At 38.9% G+C, this 20,786-nt stretch carries 21 protein-coding genes; 9 read left to right on the top strand and 12 right to left on the bottom strand.

Features of this window, described 5'->3' with window-relative positions; translation table 11 throughout:
• Positions 1 to 21: 21 nt before the first annotated feature.
• Complete coding sequence (locus AC1M9N_RS06650; protein ID WP_481590297.1) at positions 22 to 435, bottom strand: hypothetical protein; 414 nt, start codon at positions 433 to 435, stop codon at positions 22 to 24.
• 16 nt (positions 436 to 451) lie between these two features.
• Positions 452 to 1,120, bottom strand: a complete 669-nt coding sequence (queC, locus tag AC1M9N_RS06645; protein ID WP_180028449.1) for a 7-cyano-7-deazaguanine synthase QueC — start codon at positions 1,118 to 1,120, stop codon at positions 452 to 454.
• 277 nt (positions 1,121 to 1,397) lie between these two features.
• Here queC and filA point away from each other — a divergent pair, with 277 nt between their 5' ends.
• Positions 1,398 to 2,273 (top strand): putative pilus system protein FilA, encoded by an 876-nt coding sequence (filA, locus tag AC1M9N_RS06640; protein WP_481954471.1) that lies wholly within the window; start codon positions 1,398 to 1,400, stop codon positions 2,271 to 2,273.
• A gap of 73 nt (positions 2,274 to 2,346) precedes the next feature.
• Here filA and queE read toward each other — a convergent pair whose 3' ends face one another.
• Together queE and dapD are read right to left on the bottom strand one after the other, a co-directional pair.
• A complete protein-coding gene (gene queE / locus AC1M9N_RS06635; protein WP_481589025.1) occupies positions 2,347 to 3,057 on the bottom strand; it encodes a 7-carboxy-7-deazaguanine synthase QueE in 711 nt (236 codons plus the stop codon).
• A gap of 109 nt (positions 3,058 to 3,166) precedes the next feature.
• Positions 3,167 to 3,988: a 2,3,4,5-tetrahydropyridine-2,6-dicarboxylate N-succinyltransferase gene (dapD, locus tag AC1M9N_RS06630; protein ID WP_179997889.1), complete on the bottom strand. Its 822-nt coding sequence runs from the start codon at positions 3,986 to 3,988 to the stop codon at positions 3,167 to 3,169.
• 298 nt (positions 3,989 to 4,286) lie between these two features.
• Between dapD and carO the strand changes: the two genes are divergently transcribed.
• Positions 4,287 to 5,024, top strand: a complete 738-nt coding sequence (gene carO / locus AC1M9N_RS06625; RefSeq protein ID WP_481589026.1) for an ornithine uptake porin CarO — start codon at positions 4,287 to 4,289, stop codon at positions 5,022 to 5,024.
• Positions 5,025 to 5,118: 94 nt separating this feature from the next.
• On the opposite strand, the gene AC1M9N_RS06620 is transcribed toward carO, so the two are convergent.
• The 7 genes from AC1M9N_RS06620 to AC1M9N_RS06590 form a co-directional block, all read right to left on the bottom strand.
• Positions 5,119 to 6,048: a CysB family HTH-type transcriptional regulator gene (locus AC1M9N_RS06620; protein ID WP_092767071.1), complete on the bottom strand. Its 930-nt coding sequence runs from the start codon at positions 6,046 to 6,048 to the stop codon at positions 5,119 to 5,121.
• 55 nt (positions 6,049 to 6,103) lie between these two features.
• Entirely contained in the window at positions 6,104 to 7,165 is a 1,062-nt protein-coding gene (locus AC1M9N_RS06615; RefSeq protein WP_481613022.1) for a sulfate/molybdate ABC transporter ATP-binding protein, read from the bottom strand.
• 12 nt (positions 7,166 to 7,177) lie between these two features.
• Positions 7,178 to 8,068 (bottom strand): sulfate ABC transporter permease subunit CysW, encoded by an 891-nt coding sequence (cysW, locus tag AC1M9N_RS06610; RefSeq protein ID WP_481589027.1) that lies wholly within the window; start codon positions 8,066 to 8,068, stop codon positions 7,178 to 7,180.
• Positions 8,065 to 8,898 carry a sulfate ABC transporter permease subunit CysT gene (gene cysT / locus AC1M9N_RS06605; RefSeq protein WP_035267202.1) on the bottom strand — a complete coding sequence of 278 codons (834 nt, stop codon included), beginning with the start codon at positions 8,896 to 8,898 and terminating at the stop codon, positions 8,065 to 8,067. Before cysT ends, cysW begins: the two co-directional genes overlap by 4 nt.
• Positions 8,899 to 8,982: 84 nt before the next feature.
• On the bottom strand, positions 8,983 to 9,588 hold the full coding sequence (locus AC1M9N_RS06600) for an alpha/beta hydrolase (protein ID WP_481952050.1): 606 nt from the start codon (positions 9,586 to 9,588) through the stop codon (positions 8,983 to 8,985).
• 15 nt (positions 9,589 to 9,603) lie between these two features.
• Positions 9,604 to 10,620 carry a sulfate ABC transporter substrate-binding protein gene (locus tag AC1M9N_RS06595; protein WP_481954470.1) on the bottom strand — a complete coding sequence of 339 codons (1,017 nt, stop codon included), beginning with the start codon at positions 10,618 to 10,620 and terminating at the stop codon, positions 9,604 to 9,606.
• Between the two features lie 175 nt (positions 10,621 to 10,795).
• Positions 10,796 to 11,803 carry a sulfate ABC transporter substrate-binding protein gene (locus AC1M9N_RS06590; RefSeq protein ID WP_481954469.1) on the bottom strand — a complete coding sequence of 336 codons (1,008 nt, stop codon included), beginning with the start codon at positions 11,801 to 11,803 and terminating at the stop codon, positions 10,796 to 10,798.
• Between the two features lie 153 nt (positions 11,804 to 11,956).
• On the opposite strand from AC1M9N_RS06590, the gene pabC reads away from it, so the two are divergent.
• The 4 genes from pabC to AC1M9N_RS06570 all read left to right on the top strand — a co-directional run bounded on the left by pabC (position 11,957) and on the right by AC1M9N_RS06570 (position 14,940).
• Complete coding sequence (pabC, locus tag AC1M9N_RS06585) at positions 11,957 to 12,766, top strand: aminodeoxychorismate lyase (protein WP_481954505.1); 810 nt, start codon at positions 11,957 to 11,959, stop codon at positions 12,764 to 12,766.
• A gap of 5 nt (positions 12,767 to 12,771) precedes the next feature.
• On the top strand, positions 12,772 to 13,821 hold the full coding sequence (gene mltG, locus AC1M9N_RS06580; RefSeq protein ID WP_481954468.1) for an endolytic transglycosylase MltG: 1,050 nt from the start codon (positions 12,772 to 12,774) through the stop codon (positions 13,819 to 13,821).
• 14 nt (positions 13,822 to 13,835) lie between these two features.
• The gene (gene tmk / locus AC1M9N_RS06575) at positions 13,836 to 14,459 is read left to right on the top strand and encodes a dTMP kinase (protein ID WP_481954467.1); all 624 of its coding nucleotides are present in this window, start codon (positions 13,836 to 13,838) and stop codon (positions 14,457 to 14,459) included.
• Positions 14,460 to 14,520: 61 nt separating this feature from the next.
• Positions 14,521 to 14,940 (top strand): PaaI family thioesterase, encoded by a 420-nt coding sequence (locus AC1M9N_RS06570; RefSeq protein WP_035267192.1) that lies wholly within the window; start codon positions 14,521 to 14,523, stop codon positions 14,938 to 14,940.
• A gap of 36 nt (positions 14,941 to 14,976) precedes the next feature.
• Here the strand turns inward: AC1M9N_RS06570 and nadB are convergent, their stop codons facing one another.
• Positions 14,977 to 16,614 (bottom strand): L-aspartate oxidase, encoded by a 1,638-nt coding sequence (gene nadB, locus AC1M9N_RS06565; protein WP_180028438.1) that lies wholly within the window; start codon positions 16,612 to 16,614, stop codon positions 14,977 to 14,979.
• A gap of 227 nt (positions 16,615 to 16,841) precedes the next feature.
• Here nadB and AC1M9N_RS06560 point away from each other — a divergent pair, with 227 nt between their 5' ends.
• The 3 genes from AC1M9N_RS06560 to lepA all read left to right on the top strand — a co-directional run bounded on the left by AC1M9N_RS06560 (position 16,842) and on the right by lepA (position 20,782).
• Complete coding sequence (locus AC1M9N_RS06560) at positions 16,842 to 18,227, top strand: Do family serine endopeptidase (protein ID WP_481954466.1); 1,386 nt, start codon at positions 16,842 to 16,844, stop codon at positions 18,225 to 18,227.
• A 112-nt stretch (positions 18,228 to 18,339) separates the two neighbouring features.
• Positions 18,340 to 18,801: an acyl-CoA thioesterase gene (locus AC1M9N_RS06555; protein ID WP_481595972.1), complete on the top strand. Its 462-nt coding sequence runs from the start codon at positions 18,340 to 18,342 to the stop codon at positions 18,799 to 18,801.
• Between the two features lie 163 nt (positions 18,802 to 18,964).
• Positions 18,965 to 20,782 carry a translation elongation factor 4 gene (gene lepA, locus AC1M9N_RS06550; RefSeq protein WP_035267184.1) on the top strand — a complete coding sequence of 606 codons (1,818 nt, stop codon included), beginning with the start codon at positions 18,965 to 18,967 and terminating at the stop codon, positions 20,780 to 20,782.
• Positions 20,783 to 20,786 lie beyond the last annotated feature (4 nt).

Raw genomic sequence — 20,786 nt, 5'->3', positions numbered from 1 at the left:
GCTATCTTATGTAAATTGCGATTATTTTTTAGCTTGTGCTGCTTTCATTGCTTCCTCTGTTAACGACTGTAGCTTAGACGTTAACTGTGGGCCGAAGCATGCTTGAAGATCAGCGTTCTGTTTCTTCACGATAGCTAAAGTAGAAGGGCTTTTCTTTTGGTTAATCGCACTTTGGATTTCCCATTTTTGAGCATTAGTTAGCTTGCCGTCTGCTTCAATTGCACATGTACAATATTTGCTGACTTCAGTAGCAGAAAGCTTGTTCCCTTTAGCAGTTTCTTCCTTACAAACATTAATCAGTGCAGATTTTACGTTAGTACTTTTGTAGGCTTGCTGCATTTTATTATTCGGCTCATTTGCTTGAGCCGCAGAACCGAAAAGTGCTGCAGCAGAAACAATCGCTGAAAGAATAATGTTTGATTTTAAATTTTTCATATATGGCACCCTGTTATTACGGTATATAACGAGTTGGGTCTTCAACGCCAGCATCTGCAAAACCTTGTTTACGCAAACGACAGCTGTCGCATTTTCCACAAGCTCGTCCTTGGTCATCTGCTTGATAGCATGACACCGTTTGACTGTAGTCTACGCCATGTTCGATGCCTAAGCGAATAATATTTGCTTTGGATAATTGTAGTAAAGGTGTTTCAAATTTAAGAGGTTTTCCTTCCACACCTACTTTTGTCGCTAATCTTGCCATATTGGCAAATGCTTCAATAAATTCTGGTCGACAATCTGGATAACCAGAATAATCTACCGCATTAATTCCAATTACGATGGCTTCTGCGTCAAACACTTCTGCTGCTGCAAGTGCATAAGACAGGAAAATCGTATTACGTGCTGGAACATAAGTGACAGGGATCCCTTCTTGTTCTTGATCAGGAACATCAATGGAATGATCAGTTAATGCAGAACCACCTAAATTACCCAAATCTATATTAATCACGCGATGTTCAACGCCTGCTTGTTGTGTCAGTTTACGTGCAGCATCCAATTCAGTTGTTGAGCGTTGACCATACATAAAACTTAAAGCGATACATTCATAGCGTGCTTGCGCCCAAGCCAAGCAAGTCGTTGAGTCTAAACCACCTGATAACAATACAATGGCACGAGGGCGCATAGGAGAACTCCAAAAAATTAAAGTAAATAAAAAATGAATTATAACTGATTATATAAAGAATAATGGGGTATAAATTTTTTGAATATATAGATCTGCATAAGTCACAAAACTAAATGAGATCATTATAAAGAACGCGAAATGTTCGTTTTAGAAGATGAGATAAAACTCTCTTTTGAGTCGAATAAAGTTTAAACAGTTGTTGTTTTTGTTTAAATATTAAATATAATTTAACAAACACTTGATTAAAACTTACAAAAATAATTTTTACGGAATGAAAATGAATCAAATTAATACTTTAATTTTAACCACTGCTGCGTTGATCAGTACAAATTCTTTTGCATTTGAGGAGCTTTCAGATCAAGAATTGTCAACATATGCAGCACAAGATGGTATTACGATTAGCCTTTTACCAGGTGGACCCATTCAAGCTGATTTGATTTGGCACGATAACAGTGGATTCGGGCCAGATTACAACGAAGGAAACACAAAAGCAGGTGCCTTAATTTTCGGTACAGCGAATGGACGTAGTAAGAATCCATTATCACTTTCTTCTGGTTCGGCAGATATTAGTATTACCTTAAAAATCGATGCTCAAGGAGGGAGTAGTACTACAGGCCCTTTTCTGAATTTAGGTGTATTTGTTCCTGAAGATATTATTATTAATACCGGTGATATTTGGGTTGGTAAATCGGGTCAAGTTAGTCCAACAGGACGAGGCTATAGTGACCCCGTTAAAATAATGGATAATATGAAATTTTATGTATCCAATCTCTCTACCAATATTCAGCTCGGTTCAGCACCTCAAGGCAGTCTTTTAAAACTGAATGGAATATTTAAAGACGGCTTACGTTTAGAGGGCTTCAAAGTCCACGATCATGATGGTGGTGGCGCATTCGGAATAGAATTTATTAATTTAAAAAATACTCAACCAGGGCGTTTCGGCATCAATAATCTTGATTTCGATGTTGCAGGTTCGATACGTACAGATGGACTGGAACTCAAAATAAATCGTCTTGGAGATCAAAATGGCTTTAATGCAATGTTATGGGGAGTAGGCGTTGGAGATGCATCATCAATAAATAATAAAATTGGGGATATTTCAATGAAAGGGATTAATTTAAATGGCACGACCATTAAAGTGTCAGCGCACTAAAAGATCATTTTCTCTTAAAAAAAACAGCACAAAAAGTGCTGTACTGTTTTTAATTTGAGCTATTTGTTACATTTTAACGACCTGTTTCGTCATTCCAGAGCAACTTATGTAATTGAAGCTGGAAACGAACTGGTAAGTGATCCTCTAAGATCCATTGTGCTAAATCACGCGCAAGTTGCGGTAACTTTGCAGCACCTTTTTCAACAGCAAACGCAGGTGAGAACCAAACGGTACTTACACGCTTGTGCAATTCATATTGATTCACTTGTTGTTTAGACCATTCATAATCTTCACGATTGCATATGACAAATTTAATCTGATCATGTTGAGTTAAATGGTCTAAATTACTCATTAAATTACGTGAGTCTTCACCTGAAGTCGGTGTCTTTAAATCTAGGACTTTGGAAACTCTACGATCCACTTTTGAAACATCTAGCGCTCCACTCGTTTCAAGGGAAACTTCACAGCCTAAATCTGCTAGACGCTCCATGAGTGGTAACGCATTGGGTTGGGCTAATGGTTCACCACCAGTAACACAAATATAAGGTGTCTTAAAATCAAGCGTGGTCTGGATAATATCCTCTAAAGAGTGTCGTTCACCACCTTCAAAAGAATAGGTGGTATCACAATAAGTACAACGCAGCGGACAACCTGTTAAGCGTATAAACACTGTAGGTAAGCCTGAAGTGTTGGCTTCACCTTGTAATGAATAGAAGATCTCCGTAATACGTAACCCCGCAGACGGATCAGAAACAGGAATAGCGGAAGATCGTAAATTACTCATATCGACAAAACCAAACTAAAATAGAGATTATATAAAAGAAAAATCTCTACGATTATTACTAACCGTAGAGATGTGGAGTGTACTCCAAATACTATAAAGTATAAAAAAATTAGTCAGCGCGTAATAAGTCGTTCAAACTTGTTTTAGCACGAGTCTGAGCATCGACTTTTTTCACGATAATTGCAGCATACAAGCTGTATTTACCGCATTTAGAAGGAAGGCTACCAGAAACTACCACTGAACCTGCTGGAACACGACCGTAGTGAATTTCACCTGTTTCACGGTCATAAATCTTAGTTGATTGACCAATGTAAACACCCATTGAAATCACTGAGCCTTCTTCAACGATTACACCTTCAACGATTTCAGAACGTGCACCGATAAAACAATTGTCTTCAATGATCGTAGGGTTCGCTTGAAGAGGCTCAAGTACACCGCCAATCCCAACACCACCAGAAAGGTGAACATTTTTACCAATTTGCGCACATGAACCTACAGTCGCCCATGTATCAACCATTGTACCTTCATCAACATAAGCACCAATGTTGACATAAGATGGCATAAGTACAACATTCTTAGCTTGATAAGAACCTTTGCGTGCAACTGCAGGCGGTACAACACGTACACCAGCTGCTTTAAATTGCTCTTCAGTCCAACCTGTAAATTTAGTGTCTACTTTGTCATAGAATTGGAGATCGCATGATTCGATTGGTTTATTATCATTGAGTTTGAATGACAATAGAACAGCTTTTTTTAACCATTGATGAACAACCCATTCACCATCAATCTTTTCAGCAACACGTAATGAACCATTATCTAAGCCAGCAATTGCTTCCTCGACTGCTTGGCGAATTTCAGCAGGGCAATCTGTAGCTGTGAAGTTTGCACGATCTTCAAACGCTTGTTCGATGATTGACGAAAGCTGAGACATAATCTTCTCTTCCAAAAAAAATTTCAAAGATTTTACACTAAATTGATTATAAAAATTACAATTAATCCTGAAAAAATGTCCGACAATAATGACTATTCTTTATAAGTATGTTAATAAAAGTTAATAAAAGACTTAAGTGCAAATTATTTATAAAACAACAACTAAATCAAAATTGTATCAAAAAATAACAAAAAAGCATCAATTTGAATATTAACCAGCTTTGAAATCTCCATTAAGATGCTTCCGAGTCGAACACATTAATGATTAAAGAACAACTCATTTCTTTGAGGAGAAAAAAATGAAAGTGTTAAAATTACTCGCTGTTACAACAGCATTATCTGTTTCAGGCTTCGCTATGGCGGACACTCAAGTAGTACGTACAGGTAATGTATTTGAAGCTAATCAATTAATCCCTACTGGTGTTCGTGCTGAAGTTGGTACAACTGGTTACGGTGGTGCATTACTTTGGACTGCTAACCCATACGTTGGTCTTGCTTTAGGTTACAACGGTGGTGATATCTCTTGGTCTGATGATTTATCAATCAACGGTACTAAGTATGATGCTGAAATGGATAATAATGTAGCTTATTTAAACGCTGAAATTCGTCCTTGGGGTGCGAGCGAAAATCCATGGGCTCAAGGCTTATATATGGCAGCGGGTGTGGGTTATGTTGATACAAAATATGATCTAGATAAACGTAATAAAAATGCACAGGGCTCAATCGAGGTTAACAATGTTGCTTACGTTGGTAACGGTGGTGTGAATGGTAAATTATCTTATGATAATGAAATTGCTCCATATGTAGGTTTTGGTTTTGCTCCTAAAATCAACAAAAACTTCGGTGTGTTTGGTGAAGTTGGTGCCTTCTATACTGGTAATCCATCTGTTAACTTAACCTCGTATGGTAATTTGACTGGTGCGGCTGGAGCTCCAACAATTGAGCAATCTATTGCAGCCGAAGCAGATAAAATCCGTAATGATGACAAATACGAATGGCTTCCAGTTGGTAAAGTGGGTGTGAGCTTCCACTGGTAAGATCCAATTAAAAAAACGAGCTTCGGCTCGTTTTTTTATGCAAGTTAATGCAAATAATAAAGGCGCTATAGGCGCCTTTATTATTTGTAGCTTGTTAATCTTCAGGATAAGCCACACGCTTTAACGCTTTGATATCAGCACTAGGTGCACATAGCGAAATAAACTCGTAACCATATCCACGTAACAAATGACCTTTACGTACAGCAATCCAAGTGGTATTCACCCCGAATAAATCAGTATCAATTTGTTTTAAGCGATGATCTCGTTCTGTATCGTAGGCAACATCGTTGACAATCCCGACACCCATACCTAATTCAACATAAGTTTTGATTACATCAGCATCAAGCGCAGACATCACTAAATCAACATCAAGTCCTGAGTCTTCAAAGGCTTTATCAATCTTTGAACGTCCCGTAAAACCACCGTGATAGGTAATAATCGGATACTCTGCCAAATGTTCTAAGCTAATCTCTCTCGCTGCTATTTGAGTAAGTGGATGACCTTGAGGCGTAATAATACTGTGTTTCCAGTTATAAAAAGGAACACTTGCTAAGTTTTCTTCAGTAGTCAGATTCTCAGTCGCAATACCAATATCAGCATCGCCTAAAAGTAACATTTCAGTGATTTCAGTTGGACTTGCTTGTTGCAAAATCAAATGGACTTTCGGAAATAATTTTTTGAATGAATTTACGATTGGTGGTAATACATATCGCGCTTGAGTATGAGTGGTTGCGATGGTTAATGTACCTTCATCTACACGATTAAAATCATCGGCTAATCTTTTAATATTGTCTGCATCGACCAGCATGCGCTCCACAATACCGAGCAAAGCTTGACCAGGTTCAGTTAACCCTAATAAGCGTTTACCTTTTCGGATAAATAGTTGAACACCTAATTCATCTTCTAAATCTTTAATATGCTTACTTACGCCTGATTGAGACGTGTAAAGGGCAGCGGAAGCTTCCGTTAAATTAAAATTTTGTCTGACGGTTTCTCGAATAATTCTTAATTGTTGAAAGTTCATAGTCTTTGTTACCTTTAAAATGATGGGGCTATATAAAAGCCCCATCTACACATTTTTATGCGTTTTCTTGTGCAAATAAGTGCAATGTATTAGTCGTTAACCAAACCGATTGATTTGGGCGGAATTGATGCAGTTTAGCTTCATCTGGAGTGAGTAGAATTTCGATGAGATTGCCATATTGACCTTGAAGTTCGGCAACCACTTTTCCTGCAATCCAAACTTCACGTAAGAACGTTGCTTGAATTGCATTATCTGTAGGTTGAGCATGAATTTGGAACTCATCTGGTCGAATGAAGGCAATCACTTTACCTTCAGGCGCATCTTTAGCTAAAGGCAGTTGAATGCGATCATTTCCGATCTGTACGATTCCCGCTTGATTATGACCTTCGAACTTATTCGCTTGACCTAAGAAGTCAAATACAAAAGGCGTTGCTGGTTTTTCATAAACTTCACGAGGTGAGCCAATTTGTTCAACATTGCCTTTATTCATTACAATGATTTGATCTGCAACTTCAAGCGCTTCTTCTTGATCGTGAGTTACAAAAATCGAGGTGATGTGAAGTTCATCGTGTAAAGTTCTCAGCCAGCGACGTAACTCTTTACGAACTTTAGCATCAAGTGCGCCAAATGGCTCATCCAGAAGTAGCACACGAGGTTCAACTGCAAGCGCACGTGCAAGTGCAATACGTTGACGCTGTCCACCAGACAATTGTGCTGGATAACGATCTGCTAAGAATCCTAATTGAACTAAATCGAGTAGTCGTGTAACCCGTTTTTTGATTTCAGATTCTGAGGGGCGTGTAGAACGTGGACGAACACGTAAACCAAAAGCAATATTGTCAAATACTGTCATATGACGGAATAAAGCATAATGTTGGAATACGAAGCCAACTTGACGTTCACGAACATGAACATTCGTTGAGTCTTGACCTTCAAGGATCACTTGACCGCTGTCAGCAGATTCAAGACCAGCAATAATGCGAAGTAAAGTCGTTTTACCGCAGCCTGAAGGTCCTAACAATGCAACGAGTTGACCATCAGGAAAATCTAGGGAGATATTGTTTAGTGCATGGAAAGCACCAAAGTGTTTTTCAATATTTTTAACTTGAATACTCATCGGATACTTCCTTTAAACTGTAGAATCTTCATTACGTTTGCTTAATTTCTCTTGGCGAATTTCGACCCATGTTTTAAGAATCAATGTCACAATCGCCAATAAAGCCAAGAGGGATGAAACAGCAAATGCTGCACTAAAGGTATATTCGTTGTAGAGAATCTCTACATGCAGTGGCAATGTATTGGTCTCTCCACGAATATGACCCGATACTACAGAGACTGCCCCGAATTCACCCATTGCACGTGCGTTACAAAGAATAACCCCGTATATCAAGCCCCATTTAATATTTGGAATCGTGATTTTCCAAAAAGTTTGCCAGCCTGAAGCACCTAAAACGATTGCCGCTTCCTCTTCTTCTGTACCTTGCGCTTCCATCAGTGGGATGAGCTCACGCGCCACAAAAGGAACTGTAATAAAGATGGTTGCTAGTACAATTGCTGGAACGGCATATAGAATCTTAATGTCGTTATCCATCAGCCATCCACCGAACCAACCTTGCGTACCAAACATCAATACCAACATCAAACCTGCGATTACGGGAGATACTGAGAAAGGCATATCAATAATCGTGGTCAATATGGATTTTCCACGGAAATTAAATTTCGCAACAGACCAAGCTGCAGCCACACCAAATACTACGTTGAGCGGTACAGCAATTGCAGCTGTTAGTAAGGTGAGCTTTACAGCCGACAACGTGTCTGGATGAACTAAAGCTTGCGCATAAACGCCGATACCCTGTTTGAATGCTTCAACAAAAACTAAAATCAAAGGCAGGATTAAGCAACTGAGGAAGAAAATCATGGCAATGACAATGAGTGTATAACGAACCCAAGTCGGTTCACGCGTCGCATCACGAGATTGCAATTTTTCCGCTAAAGCATTGCTATTTGTATTCAAACTCATTGTGCAGTTCTCCCTGTACGACGACTCGCCCATGCTTGTAACAAGTTAATCAAGAACAAGATAGCGAATGAAATAAGGAGCATGACAACGGCGATCGTTGTTGCACCTGCATAGTCATATTCTTCCAATCGAGAAATAATCATTAATGGCGCAATTTCAGTTTCGAAGGGTTGGTTACCTGCGATAAAGATGACCGAACCATATTCACCCACGCCACGGGCAAATGCGAGAGCAAATCCTGTGATTAATGCAGGGAAAAGAATCGGTAAAATCACTTTGGTTACAATTTGTAGTCGATTTGCACCCAATGCTGACGCTGCTTCTTCAAGTTCAGTCTCTAAGTCACTTAGTACAGGTTGTACTGTACGAACCACAAAAGGTAAGCCAATAAATATCAGGGCTAATGTAATCCCAATAGGGCTATAAGCGACTTTAATTCCTAAGGGTTCAAGATATTGACCAATCCAGCCTGTCGGAGCATATAAAGATGTTAATGCAATCCCAGCAACAGCTGTTGGTAACGCAAAGGGTAAATCAACTAATGCATCAACAATTCTTTTACCAGGGAAACTATAGCGCACGAGACACCAAGCGAGTAATAAGCCAAATACAACATTAATGAAGGCAGCAATGAGTGCAGCACTGAAACTTAGTTGTAATGATTTTAAGATACGCTCAGAACTTAAAATCTCCCATAAACCTTCCCAGCCAATACCTAAAGACTTAATAAAAACAGCCGACAAGGGTATGAGCACAATTAAAGATAAATACGCTAGGGTAAAGCCTAGAGATAGACCAAATCCTGGCAGCACTCGGGATCGCTGCGACATGACTACTCCTCAAATGAGAGAAAAAGCTTACCGTAATCAATAAGCAATTGAATTGAAAAATTTATCAAGAATAAGTGGCGAACTTTAAATTGCAAATTTGTAATACAACTTGCCATTATCAATACTATTGATATAGTTCGACAACTTTTCATGAATCAAAAAATCGAAGATCTCTGGAAATGGTCCAAATCCTGAATCAACATTAATATGACCGACTTGACCTAAGTTAATCGGCTTTACACCCCATGATTTTGCTAGTTTTTTTGCATCCTCAAAACCTAACCACGGATCATTTTCACTGATGATCATTTTTGTGGGAACGCTAATCTTAATTTGATGAAAGTAAAAACTATAATCAGTCAAACTCAAACGAGCAAAACCATTCTCACCAAAACGACTTGGATTGGCTGGAGCAACTAAAACCAGTTGTTTAACCTTCTGTGCTATTTCTGGGTGTTGATGCAAAGCAGCGACTGACGTTAAACAGCCAAAACTATGTGCAACAATCTGTACGGGTTCATCAATCTGCGAAATTTTTTCTACAAAACGATTGATCCAATCTGAAAGTAAGGGAAAGTTCCAATCATCTTGTTGAACACGTGAGCATGGCATGACTTGACGTTGCAACCATGATTGCCAATGATTTTCATCACTTCCGCCGACGCCGGGTACAATGAGTGTATGTATCATGTCATGCTCCACTGATTATTTTTTTGTGTTATTGGCTTCGGTAATTTGGTCAAAAATACCATTATTCTCAAAATGAGCTTTTTGTACTTTCGCCCAGCCACCAAACTCTTGATCAATTGTGACCAATTTCAATGGCTTAAATGTTGATGAATATTGTTTTAATACAGCTTGATTACGCGGACGATAGAAATTCTTCGCGGCAATATGTTGTCCCTTAGGTGAGTAAAGGAAATTCAAATAACCTTGCGCCAAATATTTATTGCCTAATTTTTCTGCATTTTTTTCAACGATCGCTACAGGTGGTTCAGCAAGTATAGAAAGTGTTGGCGTGACAATTTCAAATTTACCTGGTTGTTCACGCAGTGCTAAATGAGCTTCATTTTCCCAAGCAAGCAAAACATCGCCAATACCGCGTTCAGCAAAAGTTGTAGTTGAGCCACGAGCACCTGAATCTAAGACCTTAGTTTGTTTATAAATTTGCTGAACAAATTGTTGTGCTTTGGCGTCATTTCCACCTGGTTGGTGTTTGGCCCATGCCCAAGCCGCTAAATAATTCCAACGTGCGCCACCTGACGTCTTAGGGTTTGGTGTAATAATGTCCACACCCGGTTTTACTAAATCACCCCAGTCTTTAATATTTTTTGGATTTCCTTTTTTGACGAGGAAAACAATTGTGGAAGTGTAGGGTGTTGAGTTATGTGGGAATTTTTTCTGCCAATCTTTTGGTAATAAATTGGTTTTTTCAGCAATCGCATCAATGTCAGCTGCAAGTGCGAGAGTCACGACATCTGCATTTAAACCATCAATGACTGCACGCGCTTGTTTACCTGAACCGCCATGTGACTGACGAAAGTTGACGTTTTGCCCAGTCCGAGATTTCCAATACGCACCAAATTCTTTATTTACTTCTACGTAGAGTTCACGAGTAGGATCGTAAGAGACGTTTAATAAATCTTTAGCGGAAGCGCTAAGCGAAGCAGCCGAAACAAAAGCTGCGAGAACCCCAAGTTTTAATTTAGCTGAAAAGCGCATGGCAACCTCAAAAGAAAATATTCTGTTACATGGCGCTAGAATAAATCTAATCTTTATGCATAAAAAATAATTAAAAATGAATTTTATATGAAAAAAAAAGATTTAGGTGTGTTGTTAAAAAAATGCCGATCATGAATATGATCGGCAAGCCATAAGTTAAAGCTTAAATCTTAATTTATTTATTACTGTTTGCTTTGACAATTTGATCGAATATCCCGCCATTATCAAAATGTTGTTTTTGGACTTTTGTCCAACCTCCAAACTCTTTATCAATCGTGACTAATTTTAAAGGTTTAAACACGGATTGATATTTTGAAAGTACCGTTGCATTTCGTGGTCGATAAAAGTTTTTGGCAGCAATGGTTTGACCAGCTGGAGAATACAGATAATTCAAATAGGCTTTTGCTACATTGAGGTTGCCATCTTTTTGCGCATTTTTCTCAACAATTGCTACAGGGGGCTCAGCAAGAATGGAAAGTGTTGGTGTAATGATTTCAAATTTTCCAGGTTGTTCACGAAGAGCTAAATGTGCTTCATTCTCCCAAGCCAGGAGTACATCTCCAATGCCACGCTCTGCAAAAGTTGTTGTTGCACCACGTGCACCAGAGTCTAGCACTTTAGTATTTTTATAAATTTTTCGTACAAATTCTTGTGCTTTAGCATCGTTACCGCCGGGTTGGTGTTTTGCCCAAGCCCATGCTGCTAAGTAATTCCAACGCGCACCACCTGATGTCTTAGGGTTTGGCGTAATAATTCCAACATCATTTTTAATCAAGTCTCCCCAGTCTTTGATCCCTTTGGGATTGCCTTTTTTGACTAAAAACACGATGGTTGAGGTATAGGGTGTAGAGTTCTGTGGAAATTTTTTCTGCCAGTCTTTTGGTAATAAATTGGTTTTTTCAGCAATCGCATCAATATCTGCTGAGAGTGCGAGAGTCACGACGTCTCCATCTAGGCCATCAATTACCGCACGCGCTTGTTTACCAGATCCACCATGAGATTGTTTAAAATTCAAATCTTGACCAGTCTGCTTTTTCCAATATGCTCCAAACTCTTTATTAAAGTTGTCATAAAGTTCGCGAGTTGGATCATATGAAACATTTAAAAAATCTTTTGCGAGTGTAGAAACAGAAGTGACTGAAAGTAAAGCTGCAATGACCCCAATTTTAAAAGAACGCATCATTATTCCTATGTGTTTGTCGTTTTTTGATGATTTGAGCATAGGGAAATTTTTTAAAATAAAAAAATAAGAAGAAATGAAAAAGTTATGATCAAAACAGCTATTCATTTTGTGAGTGACTTTTTACACTATGAGAACGGAATGAGGTTGCTTGAAATGATCTGTTTAAAAAATGCCAAGCCAATGGATGCAATATCTATTTTTGATCGAGGCTTCCATTATGGAGATGGCTGTTTTACCACGGCAAGAATTCGAAATAATAAAATTGAATTATTTGAACGTCATTTAAAAAGATTGAATACCGCCATTGAGCGATTGTCACTTCAAGCTAATCTTGACTATATTTCTGAGTCTATCCAGTATTTACAGCAAAAGTATGATCAATTAAACGGGACCATTAAAATTGTACTGAGTCGAGGCGAGGGGCAACGAGGATACAGTTTACCTCATCATTCAGCAGATCTTTGGTTGTATTATTATCCGCAGAAAGTGACTGATCATCACTATGAAGTCATTGTGAGTGGTTTACTTGAGCGAGCGATGGGTTTAACCATGCCACAATTGGTGGGAATTAAATCACTGAATCGGTTAGAACAAGTGTTACTAAAGCAGGAAGCTGATGAGAAGGGTTTTCAAGAAGCCTTAGTTACAGATGTGCAAGGCTATATTGTTGAAGGAATCAGCAGCAACTGCTTTATACGATTGAATGATACGTGGATTTGCCCTGAACTTCGTTATAATGGCGTTCATGGGGTGATGCGTGCTGAAATTTTGGAGCGCATGAATCATTATGGTATAACGTTCCAAAAAAGAGTAATTGATTTGAATGAGCTTCCTCACATTCAAAGTGTATTTTATTGTAATGCGCTCCACCCAATGAAAATCGCCTCTTGCCTTGATGATCGTCGATTAGATACACAAGCGTGTATTGATCTTTTTCACCACCTTCAACTTAATCAGATTTAAAGCTTATGTCCTCTCCTCAGAAATCAACAAAGAAAAAGAACAGCAAGACATCCTTTAAACCTAAAGCGCTTTTACTCATTATTGCAGGCCTAATGTTGCTTGCAACCATGATTCTATCTACAAGTCTATGGAAGGATTATCCTGTAGAGGGTAAAAAGCAAATGCTCGCGATTAATCATGGTGATACTTACTCACAATTTATTGATCGTTTAGCTCAAAATAAACAAGTTTCATTTCCCATTATTTTAAAGATTTATCAACGATTGATGATTCATGACAGCATGAAAGCTGGAGTTTATGAAGTTAAAGAGGGAATGAGTGTCCGTCAAGTTCTAGACATGATTTCGAATTCTGAAAATGCACAACTGAATCGAATTTTGGTCATTGAGGGGACAACATTTAAGCAGTTAAAAAATGCACTCAAAAATGATGAATTGGTGACGAAAGAGCTGGTTCATTTGAGTGATGCAGAAATATTAAAGGAATTGAATATTCCATTTTCACATCCAGAAGGTTTATTTGCGCCTAATACTTATTTTTTTGCGAAGGGTGAAACAGATCGTAAAATTTTAACTGATTTGTATCAACATCAGATGAAGGCACTAGATAAAGCCTGGGAAAATCGAGCTTCTGATTTGCCTTATAAAAATAAATATGAAGCGCTCATCATGGCATCAATTATTGAGAAAGAAACCAATGTTGATCATGAGTTAGATAAAGTCTCGGGCGTATTCGTTCGTCGATTAAAAATAGGTATGCGTTTACAAACTGATCCAACCGTAATTTATGGTATGGGCGATGAATATACGGGCAACATTACCCGTAAAGATTTAAGAACGCCGACACCATATAACACATATACGATTTACGGATTGCCACCAACACCGATCGCATTACCAAGTGATAAAGCGATCGAAGCGGCAATGCATCCAGATCATTCTGACTATATTTATTTTGTGGCGACTGGAAATGGAGGTCACAAATTCAGTACCAATCTAGATGACCATAATCGCGCTGTTCAAGAATATCTTACTGTGATTCGATCTAAAAAATAAGGGGTAAAATAGACGTGTTTATTAGCTTTGAAGGCACAGAAGGTGTTGGTAAAACGACATTGATCCATAAAATTCGTGACTACTTCCTTGAGCAATCAAAGCAAGTTGTTCTAACTCGTGAACCAGGTGGTACTCCGCTCGCTGAGCAAATTCGTTCCGTACTTCTGACGGTGAATCATGAAGAAAGAATGAGTAATGATACTGAACTATTATTGATGTACGCAGCTCGAGCGCAACATTTGCAACAAGTCATAATACCTGCACTTGAAAATGGTTCGATTGTGTTATGTGACCGATTTTGTGATAGCAGTTTCGCGTATCAGTGTACAGGTCGTGGATTAAGCCGTGAAAAATTAGCGCTTTTAAACCAAAACTTTGTCCTAAAAATGCCAGACCTGACATTTTGGTTGGATGCTCCGACAGAACTCGGGATGCAACGAGCACGAGCGCGTGGAGCATTGGATCGGTTTGAACAAGAAAAAGCAGCTTTTTTTGAAAAAGTACGTGCAGGATTTGCTGAATTGCATCAGTTAGAGCCGAATCGTGTTAAGCGTATTGATGCAACACAAAGTCCTGAGCAAGTATTTAATGATGCAATTGAACGAATTAGTTCATGGAAAGCTGAGCATAAGTGCTAATTAAAAAAGCAAATATGATTTATATTGAGTCATTGTTTATGGAAAAACGATTAGACTCAATATGATCAGTAATAAAGAAGAAATATTCAAATTCCTACAAACCGAATTTCCACAAAGTCTCCAAAAATGTGAAATAGTGTCAGTAGAGCCACGTGGTGCTACAGTCATTTATCATGTTGATGAAAATGATTTAAGACCTGGAGGGACAGTTTCAGGTCCGACTATGATGACAGCAGCCGATTATGGATTGTATATCGCAATACTGGGAGAAATTGGTATTGTAGGTCTTACAGTGACGACCAATATGAATATAAACTTTCTTAAAAAACCGAAAGGTGGTTGTGACATCAAGGGTGTTTGTAAATTAATGAAAGTTGGCAAAACTCTAGTTGTCGGAGAGGTTTACTTGTACTCTATTGGGGATGATGAGCCGATAGCTCACGTTACTGGGACTTACTCAATTCCTCCCAAAAGGGCATAAAAAAGCGAGTATGAACTCGCTTTTTTTATTTTGAACTTAAACCTCAACTAAAGGTGTTTCCACTTCAAAATTTGGTGGGGTGAGTACGGTTTTTCGTAATTCTTGCGAAGGCTCAGGATAGTCCAAAGTGTAATGTAATCCGCGTGATTCTTTTCTTTGCATCGCACAACGTATAATCATCTCAGAAACGAGTACAAGGTTACGAAGCTCAATTAGATTTTTACTGACATGATAATCTTGATAATATTCGGTGATTTCATGTTTCAGCATTTCAACGCGATGTAATGCACGTTCTAAACGTTTGGTCGTTCGTACAATACCTACATAGTTCCACATGGTCTGACGTAACTCATCCCAGTTTTGCAAAATGACAACGTCTTCATCAGGATTCATGACTTGAGAAGCATCCCATTCAGGAACTTCATAGTGATCTATAATATTTTGATGTTGATCTTGAATATGCTTTGCTGCACTCATGCCATAAACAAAACATTCTAAAAGTGAGTTACTTGCCATACGGTTGGCGCCGTGTAAACCCGTATAAGACGTCTCACCAATCGCATATAGACCTTGAATGTCCGTTTGACTATGTTCATCGACTACGACACCACCACAGGTGTAGTGCGCTGCTGGCACAACTGGGATCATATCTTTGGTAATATCAATACCCAGCTCGAGTAGGCGAGCATACAAAGTGGGGAAGTGCTCTTTAATGAACTCAGGGGTTTTGTGGGTAATATCTAGCCATACATGTCGTATACCCAATCTTTTAATTTCGTAGTCGATAGCTCGAGCTACAATATCACGTGGTGCTAACTCTGCACGTTCATCGAAACGAAGCATGAAGCGTTCGCCGTCAGGCAAACGAAGATAAGCGCCTTCACCACGCATTGCTTCAGTAATTAAGAAGGAACGTGCTTGAGGATGATATAAACAGGTTGGGTGGAATTGATTAAATTCCATATTGGCGACGCGGCATCCAGCACGATATGCCATTGCAATACCATCGCCTGTAGCGATATCAGGGTTAGAGGTATATAAATATGCTTTCATGGCACCGCCACATGCCAGTGCAGTAAATGGTGCTAAGAAAGTATGCACTTGCTCGGTTTGCTCATCTAAAGCATATAAGCCTAAAGCACGATTTTCCTGATTCAAATGCCCCAGCTTATGCGCTGTAATGAGGTCAATCGCAATGTAATTTTCAAAGATGTGAATATTGTTTTTTTCTTGTGCCCGTTCAACTAAAGTGGTTGAAATTGCTTTCCCTGTTGCATCTGCGGAATGAATAATGCGGCGCTGAGAATGCCCACCTTCACGTGTGAGATGCAAGTTATCTTCATCATCTAGTGTGAATTTAACGCCTTGTTTCAGTAAAAAATCAACAGAGGGTTTTCCTCCTTCAACCGTGTGTTGAACAGCTTGTTTTTCACAGAGATATGCACCTGCAATGAGCGTGTCATCAATATGTTGTTGAATAGAATCAGCCTCATCAAGAACAGCTGCAACGCCGCCTTGTGCATAATACGTGCTGGCATCTTTCAAATGAGATTTTGCTAACACTGCGATATTAAAATGATCAGGTAATGAGAGTGCTAGACTTAAACCCGCACCGCCACTGCCCACAATAATCACATCAAATTGATGCGTACTTGTATTTTTCGGCATTTCCATTCGCAAACTGAATTTTAAAAGTGCGTTAATATGGCTCTTTTTCAAAGCAAAATTCAAGAGTTTGATTGATCAATTTTTTTTTTATGCACTTGAACTATTAGTTTTTAATCATATTTTAAGTAAAGTATTGTTTTCTATTAATATAGAAACATTTATTTACGCACAGAGAATTTTGATTGTGCTAAAAATTATTTTATCCAAGAATCATAAATGAGAGTTCACTTAACATGAAAAATCGCGTTATAGCATCAGGACTTTTTGCTGCAGTCTTTACTGCGGCAGTGCAAACTCAAGCGGCGGCTACTGTTGACTTTTCAAATCTTGTAGAGCGAGTAAGTCCGGGTGTCGTCAGCGTGAATGTTGTTAAGAAAATGACACAAGAAGAAATTCTTCAACAACAAGTACCTGAACTACTGAAACGATTCTTCGGCAACCAAATTATTATTCCGCAGCGCCAAGCTCCTCAAGAGAAAACGGGTTTTGGAAGTGCATTTTTTATTAGCCGTGATGGTTACCTGATTACCAACCATCATGTTGTAGAAAATGCTTCACAAATCACCATCATGTTAAATGATCGTCGCGAGATTGATGCCAAAGTTATTGGTAGTGATGAACGTACTGATGTGGCATTACTGAAAGTTGAAGGTACGAACTACCCAGCACTTTCAACGGGGAATATCGACCAATTAAGAGTTGGGGAACCTGTTCTCGCCATTGGCTCACCGTTTGGTTTTGAGTACTCGGCATCTGCAGGGATTGTCAGTGCCAAATCAAGAAATATGTTGGGTGAAACATCAGTTCCGTTTATTCAAACCGATGTCGCATTAAACCCTGGTAACTCTGGGGGACCATTGTTTAATCAACAAGGTCAAGTGATTGGTGTGAACTCTCGTATTTTCAGTGGTACTGGCGGATATATGGGATTGTCGTTCTCCATTCCAATCGATGTAGCCATGGATGTGGCGGATCAATTAAAGAAAAATGGTAAAGTTACTCGCTCATATCTTGGTATTCATTTACAAGAGATTGATCGTAACCTCGCAGAAGCTTATAAACTACCAAAACCTGAAGGTGCTTTAATCACAGAAATTGCGCCAAATTCCCCAGCAGAGCGCGCTGGCTTAAAGCAAAATGATATTATTTTGAAGTACAACGGAACTGCAATTTCAAGAACGAGTGAGCTATTAAATTACTTAAATAGAACACAGCCAAATCAAAAAATTCAGTTAGAAATATTGCGTGATGAACGTGTACGTACGATTACAGCAACACTTGCATCAGCACCAGATGAAACACCAGCACAAGCGCAAAATGTAAGTGAAGCCAAAAAACGCGGACCTACACTAGGTGTTGCGATTCGCGAACTTGCACCTGTTGAAAAAACACGTCTTGGTGTTAAAGGTGGTGTCTACATTCAAGAGGTTGTACGCGGAGGTTTGGCGGCACAATCTCGTATTATGGCTGGTGATGTGATCACCTCGATTAATGGTAAGAATGTAAGTACAACACAAGATTTTGTGGAAGCGGTGGCTAATCTTAAAACGAATACAGTTGCACGAGTGGGTATCATCCGTGAAGGGCGAAATGCCATGATCGGATTAAGAATCATGTAAACATGAATTGAATAAAAGGCCTTGCGATAGCAAGGTCTTTTTTATTTAACCCTAAAATTATATTAAACTCTTTTCGAATGTTGATGATGAATACGCAATACAAGGGAATACAGTGAGTACAATCTTTGACCTTAAAATAAAAGCAACAGCACAAGACATTGATATTTTAGGTCATGTGAATAATGTGGTGTATGTAAAATGGATGCAAGATGTTGCAACAGCACATATTGAACAACTGGGTTTAGGGGTTGAGCAATATCTAGAACTCAAACATGCCATGGTTGCAGTTGAGCATCACATGAATTACAGAAAGGCGTGTTTTGAAAATGATGAAATTATTTTAAGAACTTGGCTTAATGATTTGAATGCGATGTATTCATTCCGTCAGTACGCTTTTTTTAGACCTTCAGACCAATCATTATTATTTGTGGGAAATACCAAATGGGCCTGTGTAGAGATTGCGACAGGCAGACCTAAACGATTATCGCCAACATTTACTCAAGCTTATCAGCCTATTTCTGAGGTATTAAATCCTTTGGATTTCACTCAAGATTATTCTTTACCCGCTAATTAAAGAATTGCTTGAGTCGGACGAATTAAATATTTCACCACATGGTGTTCATTATTATGAATACTTTGAAAAATCCATCTGCTATAATCGTCCGCAATTTGTTAAACAGCTTTTGCTATGTAGTTTTTATTTCATGCATAGCGCAATTTATTGTTCAAGGTAACCCATGGCGCAAGCTAAAAAATCCGTAAATATCAAAAATATACGTAACTTTTCGATCATTGCTCACATTGATCACGGGAAGTCAACTTTAGCTGACCGTTTTATTCAGACCTGTGGTGGTTTGCAAGATCGCGAAATGCAAGCGCAAGTTCTAGACTCAATGGAGCTTGAGCGTGAGCGCGGGATTACCATTAAAGCTGCATCTGTGACGCTTTATTATACACACCCAAATGGCGAAGAATATCAACTGAACTTTATTGATACACCTGGGCACGTTGACTTCTCATATGAAGTTTCGCGCTCGCTTGCTGCTTGTGAAGGTGCACTTTTAGTTGTTGACGCAGCTCAGGGTGTTGAAGCTCAGTCAGTTGCAAACTGTTATACAGCTATTGAGCAAGGTCTTGAGGTTCTTCCAGTACTTAATAAAATTGATTTACCTCAAGCTGAACCAGAGCGTGTTATTCAAGAAATTGAAGACATTATCGGAATTGAAGCAACTGAAGCACCTACGTGTTCAGCTAAAACTGGATTAGGAATCGAAGGTGTTTTAGAAACACTTGTGAATACCATTCCTGCTCCGACGGGTGACCGTGAAGCGCCGCTTCAAGCTTTAATTATTGACTCATGGTTTGACAACTATCTAGGTGTTGTATCCTTAGTTCGTATTAAGCAAGGTCGTGTGCGTAAAGGCGATAAAATGTTGATGAAATCAACAGGTCAAACGCACATCATTACCTCTGTCGGTATTTTCAATCCTAAACATACAGAAACTGATATTTTAGAAGCAGGTGAAGTCGGCTTTGTGATTGCTGGTATCAAAGATATTTTTGGTGCGCCAGTTGGTGATACGATTACACTTGCTACAACGCCGGAAGTAGAAACTTTACCTGGGTTCAAAAAAGTTAAACCACAGGTATATGCTGGTTTATTTCCAATTGATTCGAGTGAATTTGAACCTTTCCGTGAAGCATTACAAAAACTGCAAATTAACGATTCAGCATTATTCTTTGAACCTGAAAGTTCAGATGCATTAGGATTTGGTTTCCGTTGCGGTTTCTTGGGTATGCTGCACATGGAGATTGTTCAAGAGCGTTTAGAGCGTGAATATGATCTAGACCTGATTTCATCGGCACCGACTGTAATTTACGAAGCTGTCATGAAGAGTGGTGAGACAGTTTATATCGACAGTCCATCAAAAATGCCAGATGGATCTACTGTAGAAGACCTTCGTGAGCCGATCGCAGAATGTAATATCCTTGTGCCACAAGAATATCTTGGCAATGTAATGACGTTGTGTGTTGAGCGACGTGGTGTTCAAAAAGATATGAAGTTTATGGCAAACCAAGTAGCCATTACATTTGAGATACCAATGGCTGAAGTCGTGATGGATTTCTTTGATAAATTGAAATCATGTTCACGTGGTTTTGCATCATTAGATTATAACTTCATCCGTTTTGAGTCTTCTTCTCTTGTAAAAGTAGATGTCTTGATCAATGGTGAAAAAGTTGATGCATTGGCAATGATTTGTCACCGTCAAGATGCGCGTCATCGTGGTATTGCACTTGTAGAAAAAATGAAAGATTTGATTCCTCGTCAAATGTTTGATGTGGCGATTCAAGCTGCGATTGGTGCTCAAATTATCGCGCGTTCAACAGTAAAAGCAATGCGTAAGAACGTATTGGCAAAATGTTATGGTGGTGACGTTTCACGTAAGAAGAAACTTCTCGCTAAACAGAAAGAAGGTAAGAAACGTATGAAGCAGGTGGGTAGTGTAGAGATCCCACAAGAAGCTTTCTTAGCTGTTTTAAAAGTAGAGCGATAACAAC

The sequence above is a fragment of the Acinetobacter sp. ANC_7655 genome (genome assembly GCF_056784015.1).
This window is presented reverse-complemented; position numbering and strand designations above follow the sequence as displayed.

What these genes read in the sequence shown, in the direction of transcription:
- pabC (WP_481954505.1), top strand. Translation starts at nt 11,957, where the DNA reads ATGATCTGTTTAAAAAATGCCAAGCCAATGGATGCAATATCTATTTTT.
- cysT (WP_035267202.1), bottom strand. Translation starts at nt 8,898, where the DNA reads ATGTCGCAGCGATCCCGAGTGCTGCCAGGATTTGGTCTATCTCTAGGC.
- AC1M9N_RS06650 (WP_481590297.1), bottom strand. Translation starts at nt 435, where the DNA reads ATGAAAAATTTAAAATCAAACATTATTCTTTCAGCGATTGTTTCTGCT.
- AC1M9N_RS06560 (WP_481954466.1), top strand. Translation starts at nt 16,842, where the DNA reads ATGAAAAATCGCGTTATAGCATCAGGACTTTTTGCTGCAGTCTTTACT.
- queE (WP_481589025.1), bottom strand. Translation starts at nt 3,057, where the DNA reads ATGAGTAATTTACGATCTTCCGCTATTCCTGTTTCTGATCCGTCTGCG.
- lepA (WP_035267184.1), top strand. Translation starts at nt 18,965, where the DNA reads ATGGCGCAAGCTAAAAAATCCGTAAATATCAAAAATATACGTAACTTT.
- filA (WP_481954471.1), top strand. Translation starts at nt 1,398, where the DNA reads ATGAATCAAATTAATACTTTAATTTTAACCACTGCTGCGTTGATCAGT.
- carO (WP_481589026.1), top strand. Translation starts at nt 4,287, where the DNA reads ATGAAAGTGTTAAAATTACTCGCTGTTACAACAGCATTATCTGTTTCA.
- AC1M9N_RS06600 (WP_481952050.1), bottom strand. Translation starts at nt 9,588, where the DNA reads ATGATACATACACTCATTGTACCCGGCGTCGGCGGAAGTGATGAAAAT.
- mltG (WP_481954468.1), top strand. Translation starts at nt 12,772, where the DNA reads ATGTCCTCTCCTCAGAAATCAACAAAGAAAAAGAACAGCAAGACATCC.
- AC1M9N_RS06595 (WP_481954470.1), bottom strand. Translation starts at nt 10,620, where the DNA reads ATGCGCTTTTCAGCTAAATTAAAACTTGGGGTTCTCGCAGCTTTTGTT.
- AC1M9N_RS06570 (WP_035267192.1), top strand. Translation starts at nt 14,521, where the DNA reads ATGATCAGTAATAAAGAAGAAATATTCAAATTCCTACAAACCGAATTT.
- nadB (WP_180028438.1), bottom strand. Translation starts at nt 16,614, where the DNA reads ATGGAAATGCCGAAAAATACAAGTACGCATCAATTTGATGTGATTATT.
- cysW (WP_481589027.1), bottom strand. Translation starts at nt 8,068, where the DNA reads ATGAGTTTGAATACAAATAGCAATGCTTTAGCGGAAAAATTGCAATCT.
- AC1M9N_RS06590 (WP_481954469.1), bottom strand. Translation starts at nt 11,803, where the DNA reads ATGATGCGTTCTTTTAAAATTGGGGTCATTGCAGCTTTACTTTCAGTC.
- dapD (WP_179997889.1), bottom strand. Translation starts at nt 3,988, where the DNA reads ATGTCTCAGCTTTCGTCAATCATCGAACAAGCGTTTGAAGATCGTGCA.
- queC (WP_180028449.1), bottom strand. Translation starts at nt 1,120, where the DNA reads ATGCGCCCTCGTGCCATTGTATTGTTATCAGGTGGTTTAGACTCAACG.
- AC1M9N_RS06615 (WP_481613022.1), bottom strand. Translation starts at nt 7,165, where the DNA reads ATGAGTATTCAAGTTAAAAATATTGAAAAACACTTTGGTGCTTTCCAT.
- AC1M9N_RS06620 (WP_092767071.1), bottom strand. Translation starts at nt 6,048, where the DNA reads ATGAACTTTCAACAATTAAGAATTATTCGAGAAACCGTCAGACAAAAT.